Below are 15,481 nucleotides of genomic sequence, written 5' to 3'. Positions count from 1 at the left end.
TACTTGGGTCATCTTCTTTTAATGTAGCTGGATCTTAACGCTCATTTCATGGAAAACGTCCGCTAGAAGCTTTGAAATCATTTCCATTTGGTTTTTAGATAGTATAAGAAAAATATTCTATTTTAACAATGTAATAAAAGGAGTTATATCAATTGGGGATTTTGCATTAATAAGACGAGGATTATATATGGAAAATAAATTAAAGTTATTAGAACATGTTCGCTCGACAGCTCAGTTCGGGATAGAATATACACATAATCCGTATGATATTGAAAGGTATGAAATGATGCAGAGTACTTTGAATTAGCGAAATTAAGAAAAGCATTATTGGATTTGTAAATAACGTTCGACATTACTCGATACGCAGAGTAACACCTTTACTACAATGAACCCAATTGAATGCTTCTATATTAAGAGTTTAAGATTATACTTGAGTACCTAGATGTACCCGTATTAATCAAAAAATATATTTTCAAAGGATTCGGATTCATTCATATAAATTTTATACATAAAGTACATCAAAATAATAACAGCAAAAAGTAAAGATGATTCGCAAATGTGGTCCTCAGTGAGTATAGTTGTTTTAAGCGTGAATTCATTTGGTTTAATAGTAGCGATATGAATTTGATTTATTTTCACTTCTATCTCGTTGCTCCAATTTTCCTCAATTCGTATGTCTTGTTCATCAATATTTCCTATAACACAAAAGTAGAGTAGGCTATTCCCTTGCTTATCTTTCAAAAAATAGGTCTTCTCTTCTGTTTCAATGATGTATGTAGCAACTAGAAAGTTTTTGATATTTCGTTTTTTAATCCCGATCTTAACTTCGGATCCCTTGTGAGCAGTAAATGACACTACACTTCCCTTTTCACATCTTAAAATATCTGCTTCTTCAATGGTTCCAACACTTTCTTTCTCCCTGTTTTCCACTTGAATAACATTCTTTTTTTTCATGTATAACACATCAGTGAATTGATATTGTTTCATTTGTATCTCACCTTTCTCAGTGGCTTATTCATAGTTATACATTTTTTATATCCCTCACTCTAATACTTATTACGATTTAAGCAATATTAAGTTTCAACTACAATATTCTATAATTTGGCCCGATTGTTCATAAAAAAAGACTATAGACAACTCAAATATAAATGAGTTGTCTATAGTCAGAAAGCACTTTGCTAAGTGTCTTTATTATTTATTTTGCATTTTATTCATTTGGTTCATCATTTGTTTCACTTGTTTTTCGGATGGTTTACGACCCATCTGTGCCATCATCATACGTAGCATTTGTTCGTTGATTGGTGGATTTTCTTTCAAATATTTCATCATATATTGACGTGCTGCAAAAAATCCAATTACAACACCACCGATTAAAGCAACAATTACTATAACAACCCATATCCAAGTATCCAATGTTTTTCCTCCTTTACCAACTTCTCTACGTGTACAAGACACCAATTGAAATTATACTATAAATTGGCTAGGCATTCTATATAATTTCTTTTAAAAAATAGCAATTCGAATACTTTTAAGACCAAGTATTCGAATTGCACATAAGAATATTATTTTTGTAGTAAGTTTTTCATTTTAGAAACAACATTTTCTACATTAAATCCGTATTCTTTCATAACGATTTCACCAGGAGCACTTGCACCGAATGTATCGATTGCAATTACGTCCCCTTCGAATCCAACATAACGATGCCAACCAAGAGAAGATCCCATCTCAATCGCAAGACGTTTTGTTAAATTAGAAGGTAGTACTGCATTTTTATATGCCGCATCTTGTTTTTCAAATCTATCCCATGAAGGCATAGAAACTACAGAAACTTGAATTCCTTCTGCCGCTAAAGCTTTTTGAGCTTCTACTGCTAGTCCAACCTCTGAACCTGTTGCAAGTAAGATACCTTCTGCATTTTCTGCTGGAGAAACGACATAAGCACCTTTTGCAACTCCCTCACTTGCTTGTTCCACAGAACCTTTTAGTGTTGGTAGATTTTGACGTGATAGAACTAATACAGTCGGTTGATCTTTAGAAGAAACAGCTAGCTTCCATGCTTCAGCAGTTTCGTTCGAATCAGCTGGTCGTATAACTGATAGACCTGGCATCGCTCTTAGTGATGCTAAGTGCTCAACTGGCTCATGAGTTGGACCATCTTCTCCTACTGCAATACTGTCATGTGTAAATACATAAGTAACTGGTAATCCCATTAAGGCAGATAGACGAATTGCTGGTCGAACATAATCACTAAATACGAAGAATGTACCGCCAAATACATGAAGACCACCATGTAATGCCATACCGTTAAGTGCAGCTCCCATTGCAAATTCACGTACTCCAAACCAGATGTTTTTGCCTGCATAGTTTTCAGCAGAGAAATCGCCAGCATTTTTAATAGTAGTTTTGTTAGAACCAGCTAAGTCAGCACTTCCTCCAAAGAAAGAAGGTAGATTCTGAGCAATTGCGTTAATTGCTTCTCCTGAAGCAGCACGACTTGCCTGTGAAGAACCTTCTTCATATGATTTAAGAGCATCTGCAAAGTTTGCAGGCATTTCTCCTTTAATCGCTTGATTTAAAGTTGCTGCTAATTCTGGGAATTCTTTTTCATATGCTGCAAATTTATCATTCCAAGATGCTTCTTCTTGAACGCCTTGACGTTCTGCAGCTTCCTTGAAAGTCTCGTATACTTCCTCTGGAACATAGAAATCTTCCTCGAATAACCATTTATACTCTGCTTTAGCTAAAAGAGATTCTTCTTTTCCAAGTGGCATACCATGCGCATCTGCTTTACCTGATCGGTTTGGAGAACCAAAACCAATTACTGTTTTAACTTCGATGATTGTTGGTTTATCATTTTGTGATTTAGCTTTATCGATAGCAGCAGAAATAGCTTCGATGTCATTTCCATCTTCTACGTATATATGATTCCATCCATAAGATTCAAAACGCTTAGCTATATTTTCAGAGAAAGATTTATGTAAATCTCCATCTAATGAAATATCATTACTATCATACAATACGATTAATTTATCTAACTTCAAGTGGCCTGCTAGTGAAATAGCTTCAGCAGCTACACCTTCCATTAAATCCCCATCGCCACATAACGCGTACGTATAGTGATCAACAACAGAGTGTCCTTCTTTATTATAAGTGGCAGCTAAATGAGCCTCGGCCATTGCCATACCTACAGCCATACCAATTCCTTGTCCTAATGGACCAGTAGTTGCTTCTACCCCAGCAGTGTGGCGGAATTCTGGATGTCCGGGAGTTTTAGAGTTCCACTGTCTGAAGTTTTTAATCTCTTCCATTGGAAGATCATATCCGCCAAGATGTAGCAAGCTGTATAACAGCATAGAGCCATGACCAGCAGATAAAACAAAGCGGTCGCGGTTAAACCAATTAGGGTTGCTCGGGTTGTGGCGTAAATGTTTTGTCCATAACGTATAAGCCATTGGTGCAGCCCCCATTGGAAGACCAGGGTGACCAGAGTTTGCTTTATCGATTGCATCGATAGAAAGAGTACGTATAGTCGTAATTGCTAATAAATCTGATTGTAATGACATGAATGACATCCTCTCGAACAAATTTTTTTCTATATTATTAGTGTAGACAACAATCTCTGTATTATCAAGGTTTCTAAAATGATTAGTTAATTCAGAAATTTACCCTTTTTTGCTTGCTGAACCTTTTCTGGCGTTACATCATTTCCAGAAGGGTCAATAACTTTCACATGTTCAATTGTATCTCTCATCGTCGCTCTAAACGTTTCCAAATATTCTTTGCGTAGTGCACTTTGTTCTTTTGCCTCTTCAATAGATAATCCACTAGACTTAGATTTCTTTGACAGCTCGTTTATACGTGCTAATTTTTCTTTACTTAACATTTAATTTCATCCTTTCAGCTATCTCTTATATAAAGGTATGAAAAAAACACACGAAGTGCAAGTCTTTACTCTTCGTGTGCTTCTTTATATTCAATATATCTTCTATGTACGGTAGCTTTACTTATATGAAATCCTAACCCTTTGAGAGTGGATGTAATTTCCTCATAAGTTAGTCCTGCATTTCTTAACCGGACTATTTCATCAACCGGTATATCTATACGATCTCTTCCTTCAGGATTCCCTCGAGTTTTTAAATTTTTTTCTGGCTTATAACCTTGCGAGATTGCTCGTTTCATCCCACGTTTAATTTTGGCGTTGTGAATTTTGCGTTGATACTCCTCAACTAGGGCAAGAATTTCTAAAAGCATAGAATCCATTTCATTAAGGTTTAATATCCCTTTATCTTGCAATGTAAATACTGTAGTATTCGTTTTCTGCAGCATATGAAGGACTGCCATTCTCCCATTTCCTCTGCCGATTCTAGTTTCATCTTGGACAAATACAGCTTTAATATCATTTTCCTTCACATAATTAAGCATTTCTAGTAGGCCATCTCTCTCCACATCGTACCCACTATGCTGGTCTAAGAATACTTGAGAAACCTCATAACCTTGTTTTGTTGCAAAATCTACTAACTCTTCTTCTTGTCTCTCTAGTGAAGTTTCTTGAGTAGACTTGTCTGTACTTACCCGACAATAAATAACTGATTTCATTCTCCTGCTACCTCTGTTCCATAATTTAAGTGATAGTTCTCACTTACCTTTGGAATTACTATAACATCTCCTGGTTTAATAGAGGTATCATATAAATTATTCATTTCGATAACTTTACTTATCCAGTCTTCTTTTGAATCTTTTATTCCATATTTACTAGCAAGTCCCCAAAGGGAATCTCCTTGTTCTATATGAATTTCGTAATCTTTTTCTGCCGAGATTGTATGTGTAATAGCCATAGTTGTTATGAAAATTAGATTAAGTCCTAAAAATAACGCTAAAAAATAATTGTTTTTTACCCAATTCATGTTAAAACCTCCAAATAAGAATGTTTGTTCGTATCTATAATTTAATACTAATGCGAACATTTGTTTTTGTCAACATATTTTAGAACCTATGTTTGCATATTGTATAGGACACTGTTATACTATTAACAAGTATTAATATAGTAGGTAATTTATTACTAAAAGAGGTGAACTCATTGAAGAAAGCGTCGAAAAGACAGGAAGATATTTTAGCTTTTATAAAAGAAGAGGTTCGTAAAAAAGGCTATCCACCTTCCGTACGTGAAATTGGCGAGGCTGTTGGACTTGCCTCAAGCTCTACAGTGCATGGTCACTTAGCAAGATTAGAGAGTAAAGGGTTAATTCGGAGAGATCCTACAAAACCACGCGCTATTGAAATATTGGACGGTTTGGAAGTTTCTGTGGAAAGACAGGGTGTTGTGCATGTACCTTTGGTTGGTAAAGTTACTGCCGGTATGCCTATAACAGCTATTGAAAATGTTGAAGAATTCTTTCCTTTACCTGAAACGTTTGGTACATCGGACGACCATCTATTCATGTTAGAAATTATGGGTGACAGTATGATTGAAGCTGGAATCTTGAATGGAGATTATGTTGTGGTTAAACAACAACAATCTGCTAATAATGGGGATATTGTAGTTGCAATGACTGAGGACGACGAAGCTACTGTGAAACGGTTCTTTAAAGAAAAAACATATTTTAGATTACAACCAGAAAACTCGACTATGGACCCTATTATTGTGAACCAAGTTTCGATTTTAGGAAAAGTAGTTGGAGTTTACCGACATATCCACTAATAATCTCTTGACTTATTTCCGTATCATAGTATGATTACGTAGAGCCGATATCATATCTAAACTAGAAAGTGGACATTTCTGTTTAGATCATCGAAAAACCCCTTCACATTTATATGTGAGGGGGTTTTGTTTTTACTAATAATTTCTTATCTTGCTTTTACACCTTAAGTCTACACTTTCCCCTCGTCTTTTTATGAAAGAACTTAACAAAGAGAATCATAATCTACTAACCGTGGAAAGGAAGATCCAAATTGCAATTTCCTTATCGTAACGATTTTCGAAAAACCTTAATACCTTACCTTAAAAATTTGTCTGAAGAAAATTGGGTGAAAGTTCACCCTAATTACTCTAATAATGTAGCCTGGGTAGTATCTCATATAGCCACCAGTGAGGATTTCTGGATCAATGAAATAGCTTTTAAAAAGAAACCTAAAGTTACTGTTGATGCTTATTCACCACCTCGAGAAATCTTAACAGCTTACGAGGAAATCAGAATGGAAACTGATTTTATTCTTAACTCTTTGGATGTTTTACAATTTGACCAGCTTATAGACGTGCCATCATTTTCAGATGGGTGGATCCCTCCATCAGTTCCGACAATTCGTTGGGTATTTCAGCATGTGTATGGTCATGAGGCCTACCATATTGGTCAACTAGCTGTGATTGCCCATCTGAACCAATTTGAAAAACCATTATTCTAACAACTATTACATACATTTCTACTGAAAAATATTAAATACTCTATTTTTCATTTATTTTATACAATTTTCTCCTTTTTTGGTTTTTCTTCTTAAGGTGAAGGGTAAAGTTTTATAGTTCAAGAAAAACCTTCCATCCATGTGTGTTATAACCCAAAGAAAAGGAGAGAAAATATGAGGAAAGGACTAAAATTATTATTTTTACTTTCGTGCACTATTTACTTAGTTGCCTGTAATTCAAATGAAGAGGTTACTCCCCCAATAGCTGACAAGGAAAAACGACCAATAGAACTTAAAGCTAGTAAGACAGAGGCAGAAATGGTATCTACTAAAGTACCTGAAAATTTTAAAGATCGAGAAGCTGTTGAAACGTATGTCACGGAAGTTAGGGAAATTTATATGGAGACTACTAATTTAGGAGCTCAGTGGGATGCTCTAAGAATAGGCTCCTCCACAGGAGAGGTAACTCCTCCTGAATTCGCTGAAGTAATCAGAACAGATTTGTTACCCCAAAACATGGCTATTATTGAAGTAATTGAAGCAATAGTCCCTCCGAATGATGAAATTGCTCGTACCCATGAACTTTTCATAGACGCAATCAATAAACAGCATATAGCATTTAGTGAGGTTGCTACTGCTATGGACACATACGATTCCAATAAAATGACTAAGGCGAACGAAATTTTGAGTGAGGTAAGAAAACTTGATCGCGAATTTGGAAGAGAGATGGAGAATTTACTACTTGAATATAATATAGATTGATTTGTAAAAAAATCACATACACCAAAAGACATTAAGATGGCATGATATATTCATGTCCATCTTTTTTTATTTCCAAAGAACCTCCTTCCCTTTTTCATAACATCTGAGTGAATATATTTCTGACAGACGCTTTCAGTTGTTCAGGTTAAGCCATCATCCTGATGTCGTGACCTGCCGCTACAATCACTTATTTGTAAATGTTAGCGTTTAATCAGGATTTTGCTATTTAAGAAAATACTCATCTTTATATTTTTATATCCCCTTAAAACACCCTATTACCAACACACAAAAGCTATTTTACAAGCGATCATTAACCAAATAGCAGTGACTTCATTTTTTCATCTGAATATATTAAGTAAGTGATTTTTTATTCATCGAAAATAAAAAGAAATCAGCTTAGGAAGGTCTTAGTATGTCCTTCACTGGTATCGCATTTGTTAGCCCGTTTAAAAGATGTATGAAAGATCCGTGTACTAAAAATATAGTACTTTCCAATTACAGGAAGGGGTTAATAAAATGAAGAAATGGTTCATGATAGGGTTAATTTCCCTTATTCTAGGAGTGACTGCCTGTTCTCCATCTTCAAAGGAAGCAAAGCCCGAGAAGGAAACGGTGGAAGTCGTCAAAAAGGAAGAAGAGTCTGAAACTAAAGTAGAAAAAGAAGTTACGAAGGAAGAAGAAAAAACAGAAGTTGTGACAGCCGACAAGGAATTGATACAGTATTATGTTGATGATGTACGAGACGCTTATATGCAGGTATCTGACTTAGCGGTACAGTGGGATGAACTTAGAATGGGTGCATCAAATGGTGAAATCGATAGCTATACATTTGCTACTGCCATTTATGAAGAAATACTGCCCCAAAATATGTTTGTACTAGAAAACATAGAAGCAATCATTCCCCCTAATGATGATATTGCAGCTACCCATGAGTTACTAATAGATGCCATTAGCAAGCAACACATTGCATTTAGTGAGGTTGCTGCAGGCATGGATGCCAACGATCCCGATAAAATCACAAAAGCAAATGAAATTTTAAATGAAGTACGAAAATTGGATCGTGAGTTCGGCAGAAAAATGGAGACACTCATCAAGGAATATGGAATAGATTAATATAGCTATAACAAAGAAAGAACATAAAAAATGGGCTGGTAAACATTTTGCCAAGCTCATTTTTTAATAATAAGGTTTAAATAAACTGATTATAGCCATTAAAACTAGTATCAAAGAGATCATCATAAATGTATAACCCATAAATGCTTTGTTCTCTTTTTTTAAATCGTTTAACCCTAATAGAAAACAATTTGCACCTATGAACAACGCCATAAAAGGTAATAAATTCAGTTCGGTTAGTAAATCTAAAACTCCAAATACAATTGCACATACCAACAAGGTTACTCTTATTTTTTCTAAATCAATGCACCTCTTCATTTGTCGCATTCCTGATGAACCTTTTACACCACCTGCTGCAATATCTATTACGCATAATATTTATAGTGGAATGTATCTTTCTCCCCCTAATCTATAGAAGTAGACACTTCATATATCCCCTGTAAAAAAATCACCAAAATAATTTTATTCTCGGCACGTCTTCATACACTATTCTCCTTTCTAACAATGAACTCCTTTATCTTTCCTTTTTTAGTAATTAAATCTCTATCATAACTCATAAAAAATAACATTATTGGGCAACCTCTTAATGTTTAAACAAATCTTTTCTTATGATTGGTGGAGAAATATATGGGAAAGTCAAAAAAGCCGTTTTATAAAAAGTGGTGGTTCTGGGTAATCGTCATTATTATAATCATTGTATTAACTACAGGTGGCGGAGATGAAGACGCTACAAATGATACCGCAACCGATCAAACTACAAACAAAACGGATGATACCACTACCTCTGACAAACCTACAGAGGAAAAGGAGGAAACCAAAAAGAAGGATGACGGGAAGATTAAATCGGGGACTTACAAGGTTGGGACCGATATTCCAGCTGGAGAATATATAGTGTTTGCAAAAGGCTACACGTATATCGAGAGCTCTAAAGATAGCTCCGGAGCATTGGAAAGTATTATTTTCAACGATAACTTAAGTAAGGGTGCAAATTCCTATGTGACTCTTAAAGATGGGGAATATTTTAAATTCCAGGATGGAGAAATGTATGCGGTAGACCAGGCACCTTCAGTTATTCCAGAAGACAATGTCTACACGGATGGTATGTATAAGATTGGAAAAGATCTCCCTGCAGGAGAATATAAGATCACTTTAGGTACAGATTCTGAATTAGGTTATTACGAAGTATCTAAGAGCAGCTCTCATCAGCTGGAAGATATCGTAACGAATGAAAATGTACAAGCTGATACTTATTTAACTGTTTCAGATGGTCAGTATTTGAAGCTGCAAGGTGTAACCATTAATACAAAGTAGAGGAAGAAAAGCGTGGAGTAAATATACCCCGCGCTTTTTCTTTTTGATGCATCCTTCTTATTTTACTCTTAATACTTGACCAACATAAATCGTATAATTGGAGTCTAGACCATTCCAATCTTTTATCTGCAGAACTGTACTACCGTATCTTTGGCTAAGTCCATAGACAGTGTCTCCGCTTACAACCGTGTGATAAACAGCTGTAGCCTTTTTAGGAAGCCCAAAGGACTTTACGATACCATTTACATGACCTCTAGCTAAAGATTCAATGAAAGAGGAAGTCTTGAGCTTAGCTGCATCGTTGGCATTATCAATAAACCCGTTTTCTGTAAGAATCGAAGGCATATTCGATTCACGTAGGACATGGAAATTAGCTGTTTTCTTTCCTCTATCCGAAAAATTGACAAGCTTCAATATTTCAGAGTGAATATTCGTTTGATACGTAGTAGTAGGAGAGCCGCTACCTGGATATATATAATCCTCATAGCCTGTCCCACCTCCAGCATTAATATGAATTGAAACAAAATAATCGGCTCCCCAAGCATTTGCTTGGTTCGTGCGCTCCTGTAAAGACAAAAATGAATCTCCCGTCCGACTCATCAAAATACTTACGTTGTTGTATTCTGCCAAAAGGATATTTTTTACACGTGTCGCAATTTGCAGCGTTAAATTTTTCTCCTGTAAGCCATTCCCCACTGCTCCTGGATCTGTTCCTCCATGACCTGGATCAATAAAAATTTTTACCATAATCAATCACCTCTTCTAATTTTTTTGTTTTTTATCAAAGACATTTTTTCTTACTTTTTACTACACCAATGGAATCACCCCTTTCAATAAAAAGAGCCACCCATAGAGGGCAGCTCAATTTGGTTTTCTATATGTTAATGCTCTTTTACTATCAGATAAATGCTGTGTCGTAGGATCTTGTACCAACCCAATCATAGAAAACAGACCAAACACTACATTTACAACCGCTAGCATCCACGTCTCTAGTTCATGAGATAAAGTATATTCTGTAATCTTTAGGTGTTTGAAAGCAATAAGCAAGAGCTCTGTTAAAATAAACAATTGGGATAGGAAGCCCATGACCCAAATCTTATTTTGCAAACGAACCTTCCAGTTAATGTTCATACATTTGCCACCTCCTGTATAAGCGACAATTCTTCGATTCGTCTGTTCGCTAGTTTATTACCTTCCTCTATTCGAGTTAATCTTTCCGATAAACTCTCCCGTTGCGTTTCCAACGCCTTTATTTCTCTTTGAATTACCTCCACTCCCCTGCTGATCGTATCGAGCTTTGTTTCAATCACCGCAGTTCTAGCAGCCTCCGCCTTCACATCCTTGTCTCTGTTGCGGCTATAAGTGAGTAATCCTACAAGAAAACCTAATACTGTACATCCCATCCCGATAAATAATTCCATTCCCTCACTCCTTTTGGGGAAAGAAAAAGAACGTTCTCAAAATAGGAACGTCCTTTTTGTTTCTCCGTTATTTTTTTATCTCTTCCTAATTTATATTAAAACATATTAATATCGAAAATTTGTGCCATCAATGTGCCATCTTTTGTGGAAGGATTTCAAAAAAATTTCTATATCAGAAAGCAGAATTGATTTCCGCGCCAGCCGGACGCTTTTTCGTGGGGTGAGCGTTAAGCCATCACCCGTCGCTTACGCGCGCGGATGTGATGTCTTAACTGTCTCACTCATCCCACAGGAGTCGCCGTCTTTCGCTCCAATCAATAAATGGGGAACGCAAGCTTCATTCATAGAATCCATTTATAAAATTATCTTACATAAAAAGAAAAGAATAGCTTACTCTGATCACATTTGAATTGTACCTTTGTACTGGTTACGGTCATGATAAAAGCAAAATTTTTAGTCAAAATTCAACAGGATAATTATTTCTAAAAATCTATCATCCCCCAAAGGATTTTTGTCAAATATTCTATAGGTTATATTAAATCATACTTTAAACAAAATAGTGTGCCTTAAAAGTGCCATTCTAATTCTCCTTTTAATACACTCAACTCATTATTTAAACTCTCCCTTTTTTCTTTCCATACAACTATGTCCATAGCTATTGCAAGCTTCTGAAAGGCAGATGCTTTAATACGGTAATACTGACGATGAGACAGATGTAGTTCGGTGTAAACTTCATAATCATATACCTCTTCCTTACCAAAATATTTCATCGTGATGATCGATCTTTCTTTATAGGATAATTTATTAACCGCACTTATTGTTTTCTCCATCACTTTTTCTCTTTTTCTTGCATAATCAACATTTTTCAAAGCAGATTTTTCTGTGGATGAACCATTAAAACCACCTGAGGGAGGGACTAGAGAATACTGAGTTGTGATAGTAGGCATTTTATCGAGAGAAGATTGAAGCATATACATCCTGAATTCTGCAATAGAACATTCTACTGCCTTTTTGGTCTTTTTAGAATCTATTTGTGAGTTCATATTAAATACCCTCCTTTAAAATAGTAAAAGCATTTTTCCCATTTGACCCCGAGGGGCAAGGCGATGAAGCTAGACAATAAAAAAAGACACAAAACTTGGATTCAAGTTTGTGTCCTGGTTATTCCAGTAACGATTATATTCTTTTAGTTGATTGAATCTCAATATGGGTAGGCTTTCCATTTTGCCATGTGATAATTTGTTTACCGAACCCATATTGTGGGGTTTCCACTAACTTCATCTTTCCGTCCTTAATCAGACATACGGCTTGTTCCACTTGACTCTTCTCTTCATTTTTCATACATATCTCCTCCCTTCCTCTAACTATGGCAGGCTTATAAACAATGATTTTATTCAAAGATTCTTATTACCATCGACTAAACATACTTGCTAGCAGGCTTTTATGGTAGTGATTAAATTTGGCCTCCCCCGACTGTTCCTTTACTTTAAGATATTCCTCATACCCCCTACTTTTTGAAACGACAAACCACATTTCATAAGGATCCTTCAGCTTCCCATCATTGAAATACCATACATCTAACAAATAGGCGTCTTGCTTCATATTATTTCTCCCTTCATTAAAGTAACCATTTTGGTGACTTTAACTTAAAATTTTTTATTTTGCTACTTACCAAATTGCTTAATCGAACTTGTGGAAATAATATATCACCATATTGGTTACTTGTAAATGGTAGAATAGCATTACTTATAAATTTAATTCCCATTTTGGTGACTTTATTATATAATTGAATAATCACTAATGCAGGAGGAAAAACAGAATATGGAACTGACTAATTACGTAGGAGAACAGATTAAAAAATGGCGCATCATGAGAAATATGAACCAAGAAGAATTGGCTGAAAAGTTGCATACGACAAAACAAACTATTTCCCGTTACGAAAAAGGAGAAAGGAAGGCCAATCAAGAAATACTATATGAGCTAGCTAAAATCTTAAATGTGTCCATTAATGAGTTTTTCCCACCATTGGAATCTAAAAAAGAAAAAAACATCGTAACCATAGCTGCGCATATAGATGAGGATGTCACTGAGGAAGAGATGGAAGATATTAAAAAATATATTGAGTTTATCAAGTCCCAAAGAAAATAAATTCTCTTATTATAGGGGTGTATTTGCATGAGTTATGAAAAGCTTTTGATGGAATATCCACAAATCTGCATTATAGAAAAGGATTTGCCAAAAGGACTTTCAGGGCTATACTATGACAATAATATTGAAATTAATAAGTCACAGTCCTCCTATGAAAAACATTGCATATTGGCTGAAGAGCTTGGTCATTATGAAACAACTGTTGGGAACATTACGGATTTAAATAATACTAACAATCAAAAGCATGAGCTAATTGCAAGAAGATGGGGGTACGAAAAAATAGTCTCTCTCGATCATCTAGTCGAATGTTATCTTCACGGGTATACGACTGCAGAAGAAATTTGCTTACATCTTGAGATTACTCCAAGCTTTTTAAATGATGCATTAAAGGTTTATAAGCAGCGTTATGGGATTTCCATACACTATAAAAATTATGAATTGTTTTTTGACCCTTTAAATATCATAAAGAAATGATTGTATAACACTACTAACGTGAACCCATGTAAGGAGGAGGCTTCCTATGAACTTGAAAAGTATTATCGGAATGTGTGTAAGCTTCATTTTATTGGTCAATTTGTTCATTTATATATTTATCAGAAAGGCGATCATGCTAGCTGATTTTCCTATTAACTACAAAATGCATGAATTGGACTCCTTTTTCTTTTTAATTTTACTTACTTCCTTCGTTCTAGTCGTCTTCTTATTATTTTCGGATAAATTCCTAAAAATAAACTTAGGCATTGTAGCTTTGATAACAGCCTATAGAACTTTTATATATTTTAAACATAAGACCTCATTTAATAGTCCTATGACTAATGATTTAAATGAATATCTAATTTGGATGTTTTTATTTCCGCTAATCATTGGCCTTGTTCTTTTAATTACTAACAATCGACCTAAGGTAACATAATTTTATCTATTTACTGACAGCCATATTTCTGTAACGAGTTATATTGAACTGCTCTTCACATTTTCCATCCAAATAGATTGAGCAAAGGAGTTTAAATCTCCCACGTAGCGGTTTACTCCATCTACGTGATAAAAGGTACTTGTTTGATCGAAGTTATATGAGGATTTGCATGTAGAAAATAAATATATACTTTTTCCCAAGGCTAAGGCTATCCCCATCTCTATGTGGCTACCCTTTCCAGCTGGAAGTATCACAATCAGTACCTCAGATTCACTTACAGCCTTCATCTCTTTTTTACCGATATCAGCGAGACACGCATATAACTCCGCTTTTTGATTTTCAGTCCAATCGTATGTATGGTTCCATCCTTTTTGTCTAAGTAATTTTGCCAGCTCCCTTACTTGCCGGACATTCTGAAAGCTTGAAGCAATATAAAAGTTCATGTATGCCCCTCCCCTATGTATTACCAAGGTATAATTTCTAGTAATGGCCATTTTTCTTTCCATTTCGTCGATTTGCTCTCATAAATCTCTTGAGCAACTAATAGTTTGTTAGGTCTAACAACCATCGAGAACAAATCATTAAAACCATACGGAGAATATATGGTGTACAATCCATTATGCTCTAACCTAACCCCTATAGCAGTCGCTGTCGTCGGCCAGCTGTCAATTGCTGTCTCAATCGACATATATGGTTTAATAGGAAATCCAAATTTACTTTCATACCAAAAATGTACTCTTGCTTGATTTTTTACGTCTAACTTAAAAGAAAAATCACCAAGAATTCTCTCTAATTCTTTCTTTAGCTTTGTTTCATGATGTACATCTAAATTATATTTATCGTAATATACAATGTCGATGTCTGAAATTCCATACTCCAGTGGATATCCTGATATTTCGTTCCATATAGTATTTGTAACACTACCTGCTCCCACATAATATTCAAATGGCGGATCTAATTGCATGAGAGCTCTCAATACACTACACTACTCATAGATTTGCTTTTTTTTAGTGTTTCTAACAATCTATCCTCATACAAAAGGTTTCCTCCCATTTTAATCATTCATAGTCCAAACTCTATATAAAATTTTATCGTTTACATTTATTTTATCTCTGTGCACAGCAACCTTCACATTTAGGTAATCAGCCCATTTTGGTAGAAGTTCACTGAGACTAGCGGTCACCTTTTCATCGGGAGTGGCATATCCAACATTCTTTTTATTTACTAAGCAATCCAAGAAATCTACATACAATGAATCGGACCACTCGTATACTTCCATTTCCATATCGAAAATCCTATTATCCTCCGCGTATTGACCATTTATCCATTGTATTTCCATTCCCATCCCCCTCGTATATTAGTAATAAGAGCTCTTTCCGATAGAATTTCCAGTTGATCCGGACAGCTGGAGGATCTGTTG

The 15,481-nt window shown here is 35.3% G+C and carries 25 protein-coding genes; 9 read left to right on the top strand and 16 right to left on the bottom strand.

Features of this window, described 5'->3' with window-relative positions; translation table 11 throughout:
* The first annotated feature begins 187 nt into the window (after positions 1 to 187).
* Positions 188 to 307 carry an NUDIX hydrolase N-terminal domain-containing protein gene (locus HF876_RS19390; protein ID WP_169360807.1) on the top strand — a complete coding sequence of 40 codons (120 nt, stop codon included), beginning with the start codon at positions 188 to 190 and terminating at the stop codon, positions 305 to 307.
* A gap of 146 nt (positions 308 to 453) precedes the next feature.
* On the opposite strand, the gene HF876_RS14705 is transcribed toward HF876_RS19390, so the two are convergent.
* The 6 genes from HF876_RS14705 to yneA all read right to left on the bottom strand — a co-directional run bounded on the left by HF876_RS14705 (position 454) and on the right by yneA (position 4,904).
* Positions 454 to 987: a hypothetical protein gene (locus HF876_RS14705; protein WP_169360806.1), complete on the bottom strand. Its 534-nt coding sequence runs from the start codon at positions 985 to 987 to the stop codon at positions 454 to 456.
* Positions 988 to 1,191: 204 nt separating this feature from the next.
* Positions 1,192 to 1,413 carry a YneF family protein gene (locus tag HF876_RS14700; protein ID WP_144537029.1) on the bottom strand — a complete coding sequence of 74 codons (222 nt, stop codon included), beginning with the start codon at positions 1,411 to 1,413 and terminating at the stop codon, positions 1,192 to 1,194.
* Positions 1,414 to 1,562: 149 nt separating this feature from the next.
* Positions 1,563 to 3,563 (bottom strand): transketolase, encoded by a 2,001-nt coding sequence (gene tkt / locus HF876_RS14695; RefSeq protein ID WP_169360805.1) that lies wholly within the window; start codon positions 3,561 to 3,563, stop codon positions 1,563 to 1,565.
* Between the two features lie 86 nt (positions 3,564 to 3,649).
* Positions 3,650 to 3,883: a DUF896 domain-containing protein gene (locus HF876_RS14690; RefSeq protein ID WP_169360804.1), complete on the bottom strand. Its 234-nt coding sequence runs from the start codon at positions 3,881 to 3,883 to the stop codon at positions 3,650 to 3,652.
* A 65-nt stretch (positions 3,884 to 3,948) separates the two neighbouring features.
* Complete coding sequence (locus tag HF876_RS14685) at positions 3,949 to 4,596, bottom strand: YneB family resolvase-like protein (RefSeq protein ID WP_169360803.1); 648 nt, start codon at positions 4,594 to 4,596, stop codon at positions 3,949 to 3,951.
* Entirely contained in the window at positions 4,593 to 4,904 is a 312-nt protein-coding gene (yneA, locus tag HF876_RS14680; RefSeq protein WP_169360802.1) for a cell division suppressor protein YneA, read from the bottom strand. Before yneA ends, HF876_RS14685 begins: the two co-directional genes overlap by 4 nt.
* 173 nt (positions 4,905 to 5,077) lie before the next feature.
* On the opposite strand from yneA, the gene lexA reads away from it, so the two are divergent.
* The 4 genes from lexA (at position 5,078) to HF876_RS14660 (ending at position 8,271) form a co-directional block, all read left to right on the top strand.
* Positions 5,078 to 5,698, top strand: coding sequence for a transcriptional repressor LexA (lexA, locus tag HF876_RS14675; RefSeq protein WP_169360801.1), 621 nt, complete (start codon positions 5,078 to 5,080; stop codon positions 5,696 to 5,698).
* Between the two features lie 251 nt (positions 5,699 to 5,949).
* Positions 5,950 to 6,399 (top strand): DinB family protein, encoded by a 450-nt coding sequence (locus HF876_RS14670; protein WP_169360800.1) that lies wholly within the window; start codon positions 5,950 to 5,952, stop codon positions 6,397 to 6,399.
* 171 nt (positions 6,400 to 6,570) lie between these two features.
* Positions 6,571 to 7,158 carry a hypothetical protein gene (locus HF876_RS14665; protein WP_169360799.1) on the top strand — a complete coding sequence of 196 codons (588 nt, stop codon included), beginning with the start codon at positions 6,571 to 6,573 and terminating at the stop codon, positions 7,156 to 7,158.
* 516 nt (positions 7,159 to 7,674) lie between these two features.
* Complete coding sequence (locus tag HF876_RS14660; protein WP_169360798.1) at positions 7,675 to 8,271, top strand: hypothetical protein; 597 nt, start codon at positions 7,675 to 7,677, stop codon at positions 8,269 to 8,271.
* Between the two features lie 63 nt (positions 8,272 to 8,334).
* Here the strand turns inward: HF876_RS14660 and HF876_RS14655 are convergent, their stop codons facing one another.
* Positions 8,335 to 8,589, bottom strand: coding sequence for a hypothetical protein (locus HF876_RS14655; protein ID WP_169360797.1), 255 nt, complete (start codon positions 8,587 to 8,589; stop codon positions 8,335 to 8,337).
* A 309-nt stretch (positions 8,590 to 8,898) separates the two neighbouring features.
* Between HF876_RS14655 and HF876_RS14650 the strand changes: the two genes are divergently transcribed.
* Positions 8,899 to 9,582, top strand: a complete 684-nt coding sequence (locus HF876_RS14650) for an Rv1352/Rv1906c domain-containing protein (RefSeq protein ID WP_169360796.1) — start codon at positions 8,899 to 8,901, stop codon at positions 9,580 to 9,582.
* A 57-nt stretch (positions 9,583 to 9,639) separates the two neighbouring features.
* On the opposite strand, the gene HF876_RS14645 is transcribed toward HF876_RS14650, so the two are convergent.
* From HF876_RS14645 to HF876_RS14620, 6 genes are all read right to left on the bottom strand, one after another.
* The gene (locus HF876_RS14645) at positions 9,640 to 10,329 is read right to left on the bottom strand and encodes an N-acetylmuramoyl-L-alanine amidase family protein (protein ID WP_169360795.1); all 690 of its coding nucleotides are present in this window, start codon (positions 10,327 to 10,329) and stop codon (positions 9,640 to 9,642) included.
* 114 nt (positions 10,330 to 10,443) lie between these two features.
* Positions 10,444 to 10,713: a phage holin gene (locus HF876_RS14640; protein ID WP_169360794.1), complete on the bottom strand. Its 270-nt coding sequence runs from the start codon at positions 10,711 to 10,713 to the stop codon at positions 10,444 to 10,446.
* Entirely contained in the window at positions 10,710 to 11,003 is a 294-nt protein-coding gene (locus HF876_RS14635) for a hypothetical protein (protein WP_169360793.1), read from the bottom strand. The genes HF876_RS14640 and HF876_RS14635 overlap by 4 nt, the downstream gene beginning before the upstream one ends.
* A 566-nt stretch (positions 11,004 to 11,569) precedes the next feature.
* Entirely contained in the window at positions 11,570 to 12,046 is a 477-nt protein-coding gene (locus HF876_RS14630; RefSeq protein WP_169360792.1) for an ArpU family phage packaging/lysis transcriptional regulator, read from the bottom strand.
* A gap of 133 nt (positions 12,047 to 12,179) precedes the next feature.
* Positions 12,180 to 12,344, bottom strand: a complete 165-nt coding sequence (locus HF876_RS14625) for a DUF3954 domain-containing protein (RefSeq protein WP_169360791.1) — start codon at positions 12,342 to 12,344, stop codon at positions 12,180 to 12,182.
* 66 nt (positions 12,345 to 12,410) lie between these two features.
* The gene (locus HF876_RS14620) at positions 12,411 to 12,605 is read right to left on the bottom strand and encodes a hypothetical protein (RefSeq protein ID WP_169360790.1); all 195 of its coding nucleotides are present in this window, start codon (positions 12,603 to 12,605) and stop codon (positions 12,411 to 12,413) included.
* A 219-nt stretch (positions 12,606 to 12,824) separates the two neighbouring features.
* Between HF876_RS14620 and HF876_RS14615 the strand changes: the two genes are divergently transcribed.
* Genes HF876_RS14615 through HF876_RS14605 form a run of 3 tightly spaced genes read left to right on the top strand, consistent with a single transcriptional unit; the run spans position 12,825 to position 14,061 of the window.
* Complete coding sequence (locus tag HF876_RS14615; protein WP_169360789.1) at positions 12,825 to 13,151, top strand: helix-turn-helix domain-containing protein; 327 nt, start codon at positions 12,825 to 12,827, stop codon at positions 13,149 to 13,151.
* 27 nt (positions 13,152 to 13,178) lie between these two features.
* Positions 13,179 to 13,625: an ImmA/IrrE family metallo-endopeptidase gene (locus HF876_RS14610; RefSeq protein ID WP_169360788.1), complete on the top strand. Its 447-nt coding sequence runs from the start codon at positions 13,179 to 13,181 to the stop codon at positions 13,623 to 13,625.
* A 46-nt stretch (positions 13,626 to 13,671) separates the two neighbouring features.
* Entirely contained in the window at positions 13,672 to 14,061 is a 390-nt protein-coding gene (locus HF876_RS14605; protein ID WP_169360787.1) for a hypothetical protein, read from the top strand.
* Positions 14,062 to 14,099: 38 nt separating this feature from the next.
* Here the strand turns inward: HF876_RS14605 and HF876_RS14600 are convergent, their stop codons facing one another.
* From HF876_RS14600 to HF876_RS14590, 3 genes are all read right to left on the bottom strand, one after another.
* Positions 14,100 to 14,504: a nucleoside 2-deoxyribosyltransferase gene (locus HF876_RS14600; protein WP_169360786.1), complete on the bottom strand. Its 405-nt coding sequence runs from the start codon at positions 14,502 to 14,504 to the stop codon at positions 14,100 to 14,102.
* Positions 14,505 to 14,524: 20 nt separating this feature from the next.
* A complete protein-coding gene (locus tag HF876_RS14595; protein WP_169360785.1) occupies positions 14,525 to 15,025 on the bottom strand; it encodes a nucleotidyltransferase family protein in 501 nt (166 codons plus the stop codon).
* A gap of 90 nt (positions 15,026 to 15,115) precedes the next feature.
* Positions 15,116 to 15,400, bottom strand: a complete 285-nt coding sequence (locus HF876_RS14590; protein ID WP_169360784.1) for a hypothetical protein — start codon at positions 15,398 to 15,400, stop codon at positions 15,116 to 15,118.
* Between the last annotated feature and the right edge of the window lie 81 nt (positions 15,401 to 15,481).

Origin of the sequence: Psychrobacillus sp. BL-248-WT-3, from assembly GCF_012843435.1 — a bacterium.
Taxonomy (GTDB): domain Bacteria; phylum Bacillota; class Bacilli; order Bacillales_A; family Planococcaceae; genus Psychrobacillus.
This window is presented reverse-complemented; position numbering and strand designations above follow the sequence as displayed.